Source organism: Salinimicrobium profundisediminis (assembly GCF_026241755.1).
GTDB classification, from domain to species: domain Bacteria; phylum Bacteroidota; class Bacteroidia; order Flavobacteriales; family Flavobacteriaceae; genus Salinimicrobium; species Salinimicrobium profundisediminis.
Window position 1 is genome coordinate 13,700 of record NZ_JAPJDA010000002.1, and the last position, 12,235, is coordinate 25,934.

At 42.5% G+C, this 12,235-nt stretch carries 13 protein-coding genes; 8 read left to right on the forward strand and 5 right to left on the reverse strand.

Annotation, left to right across the window (positions count from 1 at the left end):
* Window positions 1-4 precede the first annotated feature (4 nt).
* Window positions 5-361, reverse strand: a complete 357-nt coding sequence (locus OQ279_RS01215; RefSeq protein WP_266067937.1) for a BlaI/MecI/CopY family transcriptional regulator — start codon at window positions 359-361, stop codon at window positions 5-7.
* Between the two features lie 107 nt (window positions 362-468).
* Here OQ279_RS01215 and OQ279_RS01220 point away from each other — a divergent pair, with 107 nt between their 5' ends.
* The 4 genes from OQ279_RS01220 (at window position 469) to OQ279_RS01235 (ending at window position 2,038) form a co-directional block, all read left to right on the forward strand.
* Window positions 469-966: a DUF456 domain-containing protein gene (locus tag OQ279_RS01220; RefSeq protein ID WP_266067938.1), complete on the forward strand. Its 498-nt coding sequence runs from the start codon at window positions 469-471 to the stop codon at window positions 964-966.
* Window positions 967-1,364: 398 nt separating this feature from the next.
* Window positions 1,365-1,601, forward strand: coding sequence for a hypothetical protein (locus OQ279_RS01225; protein WP_266067939.1), 237 nt, complete (start codon window positions 1,365-1,367; stop codon window positions 1,599-1,601).
* A gap of 98 nt (window positions 1,602-1,699) precedes the next feature.
* The gene (locus OQ279_RS01230; RefSeq protein WP_266067940.1) at window positions 1,700-1,852 is read left to right on the forward strand and encodes a hypothetical protein; all 153 of its coding nucleotides are present in this window, start codon (window positions 1,700-1,702) and stop codon (window positions 1,850-1,852) included.
* 21 nt (window positions 1,853-1,873) lie between these two features.
* Window positions 1,874-2,038 (forward strand): hypothetical protein, encoded by a 165-nt coding sequence (locus tag OQ279_RS01235; protein ID WP_266067941.1) that lies wholly within the window; start codon window positions 1,874-1,876, stop codon window positions 2,036-2,038.
* Window positions 2,039-2,112: 74 nt separating this feature from the next.
* Here the strand turns inward: OQ279_RS01235 and OQ279_RS01240 are convergent, their stop codons facing one another.
* A complete protein-coding gene (locus OQ279_RS01240) occupies window positions 2,113-2,880 on the reverse strand; it encodes an XRE family transcriptional regulator (protein WP_266067942.1) in 768 nt (255 codons plus the stop codon).
* 141 nt (window positions 2,881-3,021) lie between these two features.
* Between OQ279_RS01240 and OQ279_RS01245 the strand changes: the two genes are divergently transcribed.
* The 4 genes from OQ279_RS01245 (at window position 3,022) to OQ279_RS01260 (ending at window position 9,130) form a co-directional block, all read left to right on the forward strand.
* Complete coding sequence (locus OQ279_RS01245; RefSeq protein WP_266067943.1) at window positions 3,022-4,287, forward strand: cation:proton antiporter; 1,266 nt, start codon at window positions 3,022-3,024, stop codon at window positions 4,285-4,287.
* A gap of 79 nt (window positions 4,288-4,366) precedes the next feature.
* Entirely contained in the window at window positions 4,367-5,251 is an 885-nt protein-coding gene (locus OQ279_RS01250) for a YihY/virulence factor BrkB family protein (RefSeq protein WP_266067944.1), read from the forward strand.
* A gap of 134 nt (window positions 5,252-5,385) precedes the next feature.
* Window positions 5,386-7,755 carry a heavy metal translocating P-type ATPase gene (locus OQ279_RS01255; protein ID WP_266067945.1) on the forward strand — a complete coding sequence of 790 codons (2,370 nt, stop codon included), beginning with the start codon at window positions 5,386-5,388 and terminating at the stop codon, window positions 7,753-7,755.
* A gap of 421 nt (window positions 7,756-8,176) precedes the next feature.
* Window positions 8,177-9,130, forward strand: coding sequence for a GNAT family N-acetyltransferase (locus OQ279_RS01260; protein ID WP_266067946.1), 954 nt, complete (start codon window positions 8,177-8,179; stop codon window positions 9,128-9,130).
* Window positions 9,131-9,250: 120 nt separating this feature from the next.
* Here OQ279_RS01260 and OQ279_RS01265 read toward each other — a convergent pair whose 3' ends face one another.
* The 3 genes from OQ279_RS01265 to nirK are packed head-to-tail and all read right to left on the reverse strand — an operon-like array spanning window position 9,251 to window position 12,130.
* A complete protein-coding gene (locus OQ279_RS01265; protein WP_266067947.1) occupies window positions 9,251-9,868 on the reverse strand; it encodes an SCO family protein in 618 nt (205 codons plus the stop codon).
* 2 nt (window positions 9,869-9,870) lie between these two features.
* Window positions 9,871-10,650 (reverse strand): formylglycine-generating enzyme family protein, encoded by a 780-nt coding sequence (locus OQ279_RS01270; RefSeq protein WP_266067948.1) that lies wholly within the window; start codon window positions 10,648-10,650, stop codon window positions 9,871-9,873.
* Window positions 10,651-10,678: 28 nt separating this feature from the next.
* The gene (nirK, locus tag OQ279_RS01275; protein WP_266067949.1) at window positions 10,679-12,130 is read right to left on the reverse strand and encodes a copper-containing nitrite reductase; all 1,452 of its coding nucleotides are present in this window, start codon (window positions 12,128-12,130) and stop codon (window positions 10,679-10,681) included.
* Window positions 12,131-12,235: the final 105 nt, after the last annotated feature.

Consider the following 12,235-nt stretch of genomic DNA (forward strand, 5'->3'; position numbering starts at 1 on the left):
TTCTCTATTTTTTATTGATCTCCTTCAGGATAGCTTCAAGATCGGCAGTATCCATCTTGTTCTTTTTCATGAAAAAAGACACCATACTTTTAAATGACCCATTAAAATATCCGTCTACGAGTTTGTTCATGCTTTGATCTGTATAGGTTTCTTTCTCCAGGGTAGGGAAATAGATATAGCCTTTACCCTGCTTGCGGTGGTTAACGAACTCTTTGCTTTCCAAAATACGCACAATGGTAGAAACCGTATTATATGCAGGTTTGGGTTCGGGCATTTCTTCAATTATTGTAGCCACGTTAGCTTCTTTTAGATCCCAGAGGATCTGCATGATCTCCTCTTCGGCTTTAGTCAATTGCTTCATAACATCTTAATGTTTGAGCTAATATAAACTAAATATTTAGTTTAAACTAATGCTTTAGTTCTTAATTGTTCAGCTTCTTTCTCTATCTTAGCCCTAAAATGTTATTTATGGACCTTATTCTGGTAGCACTGGCGGCCATTCTCATGCTCGTAGGAATCCTTGGAAGTTTTTTACCCATGTTACCCGGAATACCTGTAAGTTGGGCAGGCCTGCTGTTACTGCACCTCACTTCGGCCATTCCCATGAATTACACCTATCTTGGTGTTACCTTACTCATCACCATAGTCATTTTTGCGCTTCAATATACTATCCCGGCGCTGGGCACCAAATATCTTGGTGGTAGTAAAAAAGGTATGTTTGGAGCAACTATAGGCCTCTTCGCCGGAATCTTTATCCCTATCCCCTTTGCAATTTTAATAGCTCCCTTTGTTGGGGCTTATTTGGGAGAGATCATCAATAAGGCCGACTCCCATACTGCACTTAAAGCGGCAACGGGCTCCTTTATTGGGTTACTGGCTTCTACTTTTATGGAGTTTATAGTAACTGCCATTTTTCTCCTGCTCTTTATTTACAAGCTATGGGAGTTTAGAGCTCTCCTTTTTTAAATATCCTTTAGGCCCCAAACTTCAATCCCACTTTGACCTCATTAGAGAGATGTAGAAAAATGCCATTTTTGAATATCCAATAGATGCTCTGATTTTGGTGATCTTCCTGTTGTGGGTCTAGACTTAAGTACCACTTCAGCAGTAAAGGTTTTCAATAATGATATCAGCAGAACTGTAACTTCAAAATTAACTTCAGGATTGGGTAATATAAACCCAGAACCGTTTCATACTGAAGGAAGAAAGCAATTAAAGCAAGTCTTCTTTACATCCTATTTAATCCTTTATTTTTTAAGATGTTTTTGTATATTATCTAATTTTTTTATTAAATAATTGCTAATTGATTAAGCCCAGGAGCAGCAGTTTACTACTTTGGTGGTCTCAAATGAAAATTAAAAACTATGAGAATCACAAATTTATTTGCCGTTCTGGCGCTTGGAAGTTCGTTACTGGTCTCCTGTCGCGAGACTGTTACAGAAAGAGAAGTGATACGTGAAAAAGAAGTTGAGGTTGAACAAAAAGAACCTCTCGAAGATGAAGATAATGAAGGGATCATAGAACGCACTGGTAGGAAAATAGACCAGGAAGTCAATAAGGAAATTGATGAGGAAATAGACAAAATAGGAGATGACAATTAATTTCCCTCATATCCAGGATTGTCTAAAATGTCAAAAAAAAAGACATCTTTTCCAGGAAGGGAAATCACAAAAAATAATTAACCACAAATACATAAAATATGAAACGTATTGCGCTATTATTTGTACTGCTGTTCACGATGAGTTCAGGATTTATTTCCTGTCGTGACACCGGGAGAGAAGCCGATGATGTAGAAGAGGTAGGTGAAGAGATTGAAGAAGCCGGTGATGAACTGGAAGATGAACTTGATTAATTTTTAACTAAACCATTCATTATGAAAAAGTACGCTCTGTTATTGTTCTTCTCTTTTGCATTGTCAACTTCCCTTGTTTCGTGCAGGGAGACAAAAGATGCTGCCGAAGCAACCGGCGAAGCTGTAGAAGAAGGAGTAAATGAAACCAGAGAGAACACAGGGCTCGGAGGCCAGGATGATCTCTAATAACAACCATTAACCAACTTTAACCGGGGATTAAAATATCCCGAAAAACGGCCTGATTTATTTCAGGCCGTTTTTTAATGTTTTAATGTTTTGAATTCATTCTTAAGATCTTCCATCGACTGTTGTAACTGCTTCAGCAAGCTACTTTCGGAAGGGGCATCAAGGTTAAAAGTGAGTTTGGAATTTACCTGCCACAACTCCTGAATATCATTTACCCTCACTTCAATAGGCAAATATTCTTCATTTAAAGAAATGAGCAATAGTTTTGAAGGATCGGGTAATTTCTGAAGCTTTTTTACCAGAACTGAGTCGTAAAGTACTACCACATAGATCCTGTTATTACTGGCTTCCTCTATTGTAGGAACAGCTTTTCCAAGAACCCACTCCCCCGGCCTGAAGTTGGGCAGCATACTGTCTCCCTCAACCTGAAAGCCCCTGTGTGTGGCGTTTCGGTACTCGGGCAGCGGAATATCAAATGCCGGTAATTGTTGATACCATTCCACATCCTGCACATTATGTGGATAACCCGCAGCGGCCTTTACATTAACCAGCACAATGTTTTCTTCCTCTGCACTGTTAAGGCTCACCACTTTGGGACTTATATCGCCTTTGGTCACCTGCAGGTATTTTTGGTTACTTTCTCCAAACAACCACATGGGATTAATAGCGAATTGACGCAGCAACTCGGCCACCACTTTTCCCGATAGTTTGGTACGCCCCCTCTCAATGTCGGCCGTAGAATTCTTGATGCCCAGTAAATTGGCAAATTCGGTTTGCGTAAAGTTATTTTCATCCCTTACCTCTTTAAACCGCTTAATTTCTTGTGATACATCTGTTCCCATACAAACAAATTTAGCTATTTTAGGAAAATATCCAATTTATTTTTAGGACACTTTCCTAAATTTTTCTGTTTTTTCAACTGTAACTAAAGAAGTAACATTCCTTTAGGAAGAAAAAGGGAGAATAAATCCTATTTTTCAACAATGGAAAAACATTACCTGATCCTTGCAGGCCTCGGTTTCGCTACCATCATTATGGCGTGGCTGCCGTCGTTTTCTGAAAAAATGAAGATAAGCTCCCCCATTCTATTGTTGCTTATCGGGTTTGGCCTTTATGCAGTGGGGTTGCCCCTGGGTTGGCCAGATCCTTTGTGGGATGATCAAAGCCTTATGTATTTTTCTGAAGCTTTGGTCATTATTTCACTCATGGGCGCCGGTTTAAAAATTGGCGCAAACTACAGCCTTAAAGCCTGGCGCAAACCCCTGCTACTGGTGTTCATTACCATGCCCATTTGCATGGTTTCGGCATTCCTGCTGGGGCAGTATTTCCTGCTGCTCAGTTTACCATCCAGTCTTTTACTGGCAGCCGTTCTCGCCCCCACCGATCCCGTTCTTGCCGCCGAGGTACAACTTGATGACCCTCTCGAAGAAGAAGAACATGCCAACGATATACGGTTTACACTTACTGCCGAAGCCGGACTCAATGATGGGATCGCCTATCCCTTCTCCTATCTTGCTGTACTCGTGGCGCAGGCCGGGAGCTGGGCCGCATTCAGTTTTACAGACTGGCTTTGGGATAAATTACTTCTGAAAGTAGTTATTGGGGTTATTTGCGGGCTGTTCATTGGATGGCTTATTGGCCATTTGATGGACCGTATCCATAAATACGCCGGTGTAAAAACCTTTGTGGGGTTCCTTGCCCTCTCCCTTACTTTTATGACCTACGGCGTGACCGAATTACTTCACGGCTACGGCTTTCTCGCAGTTTTCTTTGCCGGCTTCAGCCTTAGGTATTACGAAAAGGTAGATCAGGATTACAAGAAGAAACTGCACGACTTTGTCCAGGAGATGGAGCACCTTTTTATGGTGATCTATATCCTGCTTTTTGGAGGATCAATAATGAACGGCATGCTTACGCTAACCGATTGGAAAGGGGTGGTTTTCGCCTTTCTGTTTGTTCTTGTCGTTAGACCGGTCGCGGGACTCATCGGGTTATGGGGCGTAGAGAAGGACTTCAAAAGTAAACTTGCCATTAGTTTCTTCGGAATTAGGGGAATTGGCTCTATTTTCTACCTCTCCTGGGCTTTTGTGACTTTCGACTATTTTAGCCATAAGAATGAATTATACGCCATTACCGCCTACATCATTCTCATCTCTATTGTGATTCACGGCTTCACCGCACCTTCGGTGATTGGTCACTTTAAAAAGCGCGGAAAGTTTGAAAAGAAAGGCTCTACCCTTGAGGATTAACAAATGTTTATAGCAAATATTTGAACTTCTGCTGAATGAATTTCTTATTTTAAAAGGAAAATTCAGAAAAACAAGAAAAATGAGCAAAGGCTACCATTCTTCCCAAACCGTAGAAAAACCATCTGAAATCTCCTCCTCTGGCTGGAAATCTATTGGGATTGCAGTTAAAGATCAAATTGGAGAAGACAATGTTTCCATCGTTTCGGCAGGAGTCGCCTTTTATGCGTTTTTAGCGGTGTTCCCGGCTATAGGGGCACTGGTTTCTATTTACGGCCTTGCGATGGATCCGCAGAGCCTTCAGGGCCAATTGCAAAAAATTTCACAGGTCATGCCACAACAGGCCTTTGAGATTATTCAGACCCAATTAAAAGATCTTGTTTCCACACCTCAAAGTGCCCTTAGCTGGAGCCTGGCCATTGGGATCCTTCTGAGTTTATGGAGTTCCAATAAAGGCATGAAATCGCTCTTCACAGGTATTGATATTGCTTATGGCACCAACAATGAAAGGGGCTTCATCAAGCAAAACGCCCTCACCTTACTTTTTACTTTTGGTGCTATTCTCCTGGTGATCTTAAGCCTGGGAATCATTGTGATTTGGCCCGTGATCATAGACGAAATCTCATTGCCATCTACAGTGACCGCATTGATAACCTGGCTGCGATGGCTTATTCTTGCTGCCCTGGTGGTATATTTTATAGGATTGATCTATCGCTATGCACCTGCAAAACCCACTTCTGCTTTTAAATGGGTGCTGCCGGGAGCACTTATTGCCACCTTGCTTTGGCTAATCGCCTCCTGGGGATTTTCATTCTACGTGAAAAACTTCGGAAGTTACGGCGAGGTGTATGGTTCTATTTCAGCAGTAGTAGTTATGCTGCTATGGCTCTTCCTTACCAGTATTATTATTCTTATTGGCGCTGAAATCAATTCAGAAATAGAAAAATATTCCCGCACCAAACCATAAATTCACAGCGGTGGCCTCATAAAATACGCTTCAAAAATGCCATTTTTGAAAGGCATTTAAAAACATGACCGGTATCATATTTTCCAACCCGCTCATTTTCAACCTTTGTACCCGGTACGAAACGAGCAATTTTTATGGAAGAACTTTCTTGCTATCACTGCGGTGATACGATTAAGTCATGCATCAGCTTTGATGATAAGTCTTTTTGCTGCAATGGCTGCAAAACTGTTTATGAGATCTTCTCAGAGAACGGCCTTACTTCCTATTATGAAATGGAGACGGCTCCCGGCGCCGCGCCTGCCAAACTCGAGGGGAAATACGACTTTTTGAGCAATGAAAAGATCGTTGACAAACTCCTGGAATTCAATGATGGCAACGTGCAGGTTATTTCGCTGTACATCCCACATATTCACTGTAGTTCCTGCATCTGGATCCTTGAAAACCTGAGCAAACTGAAGTCCGGGATCACTGCCTCACAAGTTGATTTTCCTAAAAAGAGCCTGCGCATTACCTATAATTCTGAAAAACTCACCTTAAAAGACCTCGTCCTGTTTCTTAGCAGCATTGGCTATGAACCCTACATAAGTCTTGATGACAGTGAAACCGGAAAGAAAAAGATAAACCGCAGCATAATCTATAAACTCGGGGTTGCCGGTTTTGCTTTTGGGAACGTCATGTTCCTCTCTTTTCCCGAATATTTTGAAGTTAATGAATACTGGCTAGACCAGTATAAAGGCCTTTTTAGATGGCTCATGTTTGCCTTTTCCCTGCCGGTGGTTTTTTATGCCGCACAGGATTATTTTGTATCGGCTTATAAAGGTCTGCGGGCCAACATCCTTAATATCGATGTACCTCTTGCCCTGGGCGTGCTCGTCCTGTTTGTGCGCAGTACGCTTGAAATCATTTTTGACTGGGGCTCCGGATTCTTCGATAGCCTCACCGGACTCGTTTTTTTCCTTACCCTCGGAAAATTCTTTCAGCAGAAGACTTACAATTTCCTCTCTTTTGAGAGAGATTACAAATCGTATTTTCCTATCGGCATCACCCGCATAAATCCTGATGGGAAAGAAGAAAGCATTCACGTTCATGACATTGAGAAGGGCGACCGCATTTTGATAAGAAATGAAGAGCTCATTCCCGTAGACGGGATTCTTATCAACGGCAAAGCACGTATAGATTACAGTTTTGTAACGGGAGAATCGGAGGCCGTAGAAAAGGAGTCGGGAGATAAGTTATTTGCCGGTGGGCGACAGGTTTCGGGGATGATAGAGATGGAAGCCCTTAAATCGGTTTCTCAAAGTTACCTTACAAAGTTGTGGAGCAACGACGTTTTCCAGGTGAAAAAGGAAGATTCGTTTACCTCTTTCATCAACCACATCAGCAAATATTTTACCTCGGTACTGCTGTTAATCGCCTTTTCGGCCACTGCATTCTGGCTTTTTATAGACGTGACAACAGCCATTAACGTCTTTACGGCTGTGCTCATTATTGCCTGCCCCTGCGCCCTGGCTATGTCTACACCATTCACCCTGGGCAACCTGCTCCGCATTTTTGGGAACAAGAAATTTTACCTCAAAAACGCCGGAGTCATTGAGCAACTTGCCAAAGCCGATACCCTGATCTTTGACAAAACGGGAACTATTACTTCAAACAAGAAAAGCAACATTAGCTATGAAGGCGTCACTTTAACTTCGGAAGAAGAATTTCTTCTGAAGAATACCCTGCGCGCTTCAAACCACCCGTTAAGCCGAAGCCTTTACGATATGCTGGCCGAATATGATATCGTTGCGCCTGAAGAATTCCGTGAAATTACCGGAAAGGGAATCGAGTCTGTTTACCACAAACAGGCCATGAAAGTGGGATCGGCAGATTTTGTTGGAAGCACAACAGCCGGCACCTCCCTCAACACCTCGGTACATATTAGTGCAAATAATGAATATAAGGGCCGGTATGTCTTTTTCAACGAATATCGTGAAGGAGTGCAGGAGCTTTTTACTCAACTGGCACCACAATACCACCTCTCCATTCTCTCTGGTGATAATGAAGGAGAAAAATCAAGGCTTACAGAACTTTTACCTGCCAGTACCCAGATGCTCTTTAACCAGAAACCGGAAGACAAGCTCGATTATATTGCTTCTCTTCAAAAAGAGGGAAAAAAGACCATTATGGTAGGCGACGGACTCAATGATGCAGGGGCCCTGGCTAAAAGTGAAGTGGGAATTGCCATTTCTGAAAACGTAAACGTCTTCTCTCCCGCCTGCGATGCCATTTTAGACGCCAGCAGCTTTGAAAGTCTGCCAAAATTCATCACGGCATCTAAAAAGGCCATGAGCGTCATCAAAGTGAGCATGGTTTTATCTTTTCTCTACAATGTGGTAGGGCTGTATTTTGCAGTGACAGGACAGTTATCTCCCATCATTGCTGCTATTTTGATGCCGTTTAGTTCTATAAGTATCATTGCCTTCACCACAATATGCACCAACATAATTGGCCGTAAAATTTAGCCCTCAGTAGCCTTGCTGTGGCAAAATATTCTGAACCTGTTTTTTTCTGAAAAAAAGTTGGGATTTAGAGCCAAAAACTTATACTTTAGGAAGGTGATTATTTGTTTTCCTGCCTCATGGCGGGAAAGCGACGAGAAAGCAAACCCCTACTTGCTTCTTGTTGCTTTAAAGCACCCTCCCAAACGCCCTTTTTGACACAGCAGAAAAAAAAACCTTTCCCGGTAATCTTATTATATTTAGTTTCTGAAGAACTGGTTTCCCTTAACTCAAGATCTCTTGTAATAAAATGAGATCGAAAAATACGGGGATCCAAAAATGCCATTTTTGACACCTCTCTATTTTTAAGTATGGATATTTTGAGCTCCATGTGCTATCAGGTTAAGAAGAAAAGTTTAATGATTTCCACTTACTTTCAAGAGTTATGATTCCACCCCCTTATTCAGAGTTTCCTGAAATTGCTTCTGAAGATATCCTGCTTCGGAAAATTAGACCCGAAGATGTTCCGGTGCTGGTGAGTATTTCCTACTACGACGGAAAAAAGGCTACAAATGAAGCTGAAGCTGCCATGATGCTGAAAAATATCGAGCAGGATTATATTTCTGGAAACAGCATTCACTGGGGTATAGAAGAAAAGAGCACGGGAAAGATTGCAGGCACCTGCGGCTATTACCGTGGCTTCAAAAATGATTCGGGAGAGCTTGGTTGCATCCTGCTCGAGAAGTACAGGGGCAAAGGCTTTATGAGCCGGGCAATGCGACTGGCAATAGCTGTGGGGTTTAAGAAAGGCCTTAAAAAGATATTTGCTGTGACTTCTAACGGGAATAATTCCGCCATTAAACTCCTGGAGCGGTTAAACTTCAGAAGGACCGGAGAAGAAGATCATGAAATACATTACGCGATCTCCCGGGAAGAACTTTTCAGCATAAGAGCCTTCAGAAATGATGAAAAAGAAGAAATTTTAAAGCTGCTGCGATTAAATACTCCCAAAAGCTTTCACCCTTCCGAAGAAAAAGATTTGCGAGAATACCTGGAAAATGAGGCTGAAAATTATTTTGTTGTAAACGGCCCCGGCGGCATTGTGGCTGCAGGAGGTTTTAATACCGGTTTTGATAAAGGCCGGGCGGCAAGGATCTCATGGGATTTGGTGCACCCGGAATTTCAGGGTTTGGGAATTGGGAAAAAGTTGACGCTCTACCGCATTGAGCAAATCAAAAAACTACCTGGCATTGAAAAAATTGTTGTGAGGACTACCGGGCAGGCCGAAAAATTCTATGAAAACATGGGGTTCCAAAAAAGGCATTTTGAGAAGGACTTTTGGGCGCCGGGTTTTGATCTTTACCAAATGGAGATGAGGATTAAAAAAAGGACTGCCTGAGAGAAGAGAGCACCGCCAGTCTGGATTTTACTTCAGAATTTCTGGAGAACCCGAAATGAATTTCAGGTTAACGGTACAGTACTTTTCTCAGACAGCCCCGACTATCTGATCTGATCTTACTTAATTTGAAACTTCAGTTTTAATAGCTTCTACGGTTTCGGTATTGTCTACCCCAAGGCCTTCCTGTTGGTGAACCAGCACCCCTTCTTCGTCAAAAACGCTGATGATGTTGGAGTGTGAAAAATCTATTGGCGAGATCTTTTTATAGCTCACGGCCAGCACGGTCGCAAACTCACGGGTATCTTCTAGCGTACCGCGAAGAAAAAGCCAGTGGTCGTCTTCCATTTCATTTTCTTTGGCAAAGGCATTAAGCCGATCGGGCGTATCGGTTTCAGGATCAATACTCACCATGATGAATTTGGTCTTGTCAAGATACTCTTCGGGCACCTGCTTTTCGATGTTGCGCATATCGGCGATCAATCTCGGGCAGGCAGCTTTGCAGGAAGTATAGATCATTACCATGACCAGCACATTGCCGCGAAGATCTTCAAGCTGAATGTCCTCATAGTTTTGGGTAGTCCACGTAGCAGGAAGATTATAGATAGACAATTCGGGCAGTTCCCCTTTTATCTCTGTATTGTTCACTGCGACTTCTTCAACCTTTGCTTCCTTCTTCTGGCCATCGTTACAAGCTGCTAAAAGAACCATAGAAAGCATTATAAAAGCTATTTTTTTCATGATCATAAATTTGTTTTTTCAATATCCCGGACGCATCTAAAGCCGAGGTTCTTTACAGCATATCTTGCTTTTACGCTTCCGCGGAAGGCATAGCGCATAAAGGCTGCATAGTTCATAAGATCTGTGGCGCCAACTGCAGCCGCCCCGCAAAAGAGGTTATTATCACCTGTGCTGTCTTGCCGGGATTCCCCTCCAATCATCACCGAATTAAAATCGGAAGTCCATTCCCAAACCAGGCCGTGAAGATCATACACTCCCCAATAGTTCTTAAAGGTATTGCCAACTGTATTTTTAAAAGTGGTGGGCGTTTCATACCAGCTTAAGATGTATTGGTTATAAGATTTCTCGGAACGGGCATCGGGGCTGGTCTCGTTTGCCATGGCCACATATTCCCACTCATCTACTGTAGGCAACCTTTTGCCCTGGCACTCGCAATAATTCTTTGCGGCAAACCAGGAGACATTTGTCACCGGGGAATTGGGCAGGTCTTCACTGCCAAAAGCCAAATCATTTTTCCAGCTGCGCAGGTAGTTCTCATCGGCAAACAGTTGTTTTACCTGAGACTTCCTCCAACGCGGATTTTGCTCTACAAACTCTAAGAATTCGGCATTGGTCACGGGATAGACATCCATCAGGAAATCGCCAACAGGAACTTCGGTTTTTGTTCCGTAGAGAGGAATAAACTCTCCCCCGCGGATTTCGACCATTGAACCAGACTGGCTATAGGCATGGCCCTGGATCATTATCGCGATGCATATTGCCAATCTGGTTAAGGTTTTCATTTCTTTAAATTTTATAGTTAGCTGCTAATTACTTCGCTTTCTTCACCATCTCGGCAGTCACTTCAGTTTTGTTGTTGCCCCAGTTATTATAAACATAAGTCAGCACATTTGCAACATCCTCATCTGAAATGTTTTGCTTTGGCATTGCACTATTATACACATTGCCATTCACTTCAATTTCACCGGTAAGACCAAACTTCACTACTTCAATGGCACGATGAACATCGGCATTAAGATAATCTGAACCTGCAAGGGGAGGGAAAGCATTTGGGATCCCGTTACCGGTAGCCTGGTGGCAGGCAAGGCAGTTTTGGGTGTAGATTTGTTTTCCCCTTTCCATTTTTTCGGCTAAAGAAGTATTGGCTACAGGTGCATCTTCAGTTTCTTCTTCGGTAACTTCGGCAGCAGAAACTCCGGGGTTGTAAACTTTCTCTTCGATTTTACCACCATAGACTTTTTTATTCTCTTCTCCTTCAACTTTAAGGATACCCAGGGCTCCTTTGTTGAAAGCACGAAATATAGAGTGATCAACCAATACAAGGTTTCCGGGTACCTCAACTTTGAATTCTACAATAGCGGCACCACCGGCAGGGATAAGAGTAGTTTGAATATTCTCGTTGATCAAAGATCCACCTTCAACATAAACTTTGTCGAAGATCTCTCCAATCACGTGGAAGGAAGATACCAGGTTAGGGCCACCGTTACCTACAAAGAGACGTACGGTTTCACCAACTTTTGCAGTTAAGGCGTTGTCACCTGTAAGACCACCAACTTTACCATTGAATACTACATAATCTGCATCTTCATCAACTGCTTTCTGCATGCTGAAAGCCTGTAAACCTCTTTCGCCATTCTCACCTTCGGTGTAGAAATCACCCTGCATAACGTAATATTCTTTATCAACCGGCTCAAGACCACCTTCTGGTTCAACAAGAATAAGACCGTACATACCATTAGCGATGTGCATCCCAACAGGAGCAGTAGCACAGTGGTATACATATAAACCAGGATTCATGGTTTTAAAAGTAAATACAGCTTCGTGGCCTGGAGCTACGAAAGAAGATTCGGCACCACCACCAGGTCCTGTTACTGCGTGTAGATCTATGTTGTGTGGCAATTTACTGTCGGGGTGGTTTTTTAAGTGGAATTCAACTTCATCTCCAACGCGGGTACGAATAAAGCTTCCGGGAACTGTACCGTCAAAAGTCCAGTACACATAACTTACTCCGTCGCTCATCTCCATTTCTTTTTCTACTACTTCCATATTAACTATGAGTTTGGTAGCAGCTCTTTTTCCAACAGGTCTTGGCACCATTGGAGGAGCAGTCATTTCGGCTTCGCTCTCTCCATATACTTTCATTAGTTCTGGGTTTTCTTTAGCTGCAACTGCTTTATCGCAGGAAGTGAACACCCCTACTACAAGGGCTGCAAGAAAGAAAACGTATACAAGTTTCTTTTTTGAATGTTTGAAATTTTTCATGATCAGATGTGTTTAATATTAATTTCAGATACAAATGTCCGATTTAAGCTCTCTCTTTTATATGAGCCTAATCATATATGCCTGAATTTTTTACAAATATATTTC

What these genes read in the sequence shown, in the direction of transcription:
- OQ279_RS01215 (WP_266067937.1), bottom strand. Translation starts at nt 361, where the DNA reads ATGAAGCAATTGACTAAAGCCGAAGAGGAGATCATGCAGATCCTCTGG.
- OQ279_RS01220 (WP_266067938.1), top strand. Translation starts at nt 469, where the DNA reads ATGGACCTTATTCTGGTAGCACTGGCGGCCATTCTCATGCTCGTAGGA.
- OQ279_RS01225 (WP_266067939.1), top strand. Translation starts at nt 1,365, where the DNA reads ATGAGAATCACAAATTTATTTGCCGTTCTGGCGCTTGGAAGTTCGTTA.
- OQ279_RS01230 (WP_266067940.1), top strand. Translation starts at nt 1,700, where the DNA reads ATGAAACGTATTGCGCTATTATTTGTACTGCTGTTCACGATGAGTTCA.
- OQ279_RS01235 (WP_266067941.1), top strand. Translation starts at nt 1,874, where the DNA reads ATGAAAAAGTACGCTCTGTTATTGTTCTTCTCTTTTGCATTGTCAACT.
- OQ279_RS01240 (WP_266067942.1), bottom strand. Translation starts at nt 2,880, where the DNA reads ATGGGAACAGATGTATCACAAGAAATTAAGCGGTTTAAAGAGGTAAGG.
- OQ279_RS01245 (WP_266067943.1), top strand. Translation starts at nt 3,022, where the DNA reads ATGGAAAAACATTACCTGATCCTTGCAGGCCTCGGTTTCGCTACCATC.
- OQ279_RS01250 (WP_266067944.1), top strand. Translation starts at nt 4,367, where the DNA reads ATGAGCAAAGGCTACCATTCTTCCCAAACCGTAGAAAAACCATCTGAA.
- OQ279_RS01255 (WP_266067945.1), top strand. Translation starts at nt 5,386, where the DNA reads ATGGAAGAACTTTCTTGCTATCACTGCGGTGATACGATTAAGTCATGC.
- OQ279_RS01260 (WP_266067946.1), top strand. Translation starts at nt 8,177, where the DNA reads ATGATTCCACCCCCTTATTCAGAGTTTCCTGAAATTGCTTCTGAAGAT.
- OQ279_RS01265 (WP_266067947.1), bottom strand. Translation starts at nt 9,868, where the DNA reads ATGAAAAAAATAGCTTTTATAATGCTTTCTATGGTTCTTTTAGCAGCT.
- OQ279_RS01270 (WP_266067948.1), bottom strand. Translation starts at nt 10,650, where the DNA reads ATGAAAACCTTAACCAGATTGGCAATATGCATCGCGATAATGATCCAG.
- nirK (WP_266067949.1), bottom strand. Translation starts at nt 12,130, where the DNA reads ATGAAAAATTTCAAACATTCAAAAAAGAAACTTGTATACGTTTTCTTT.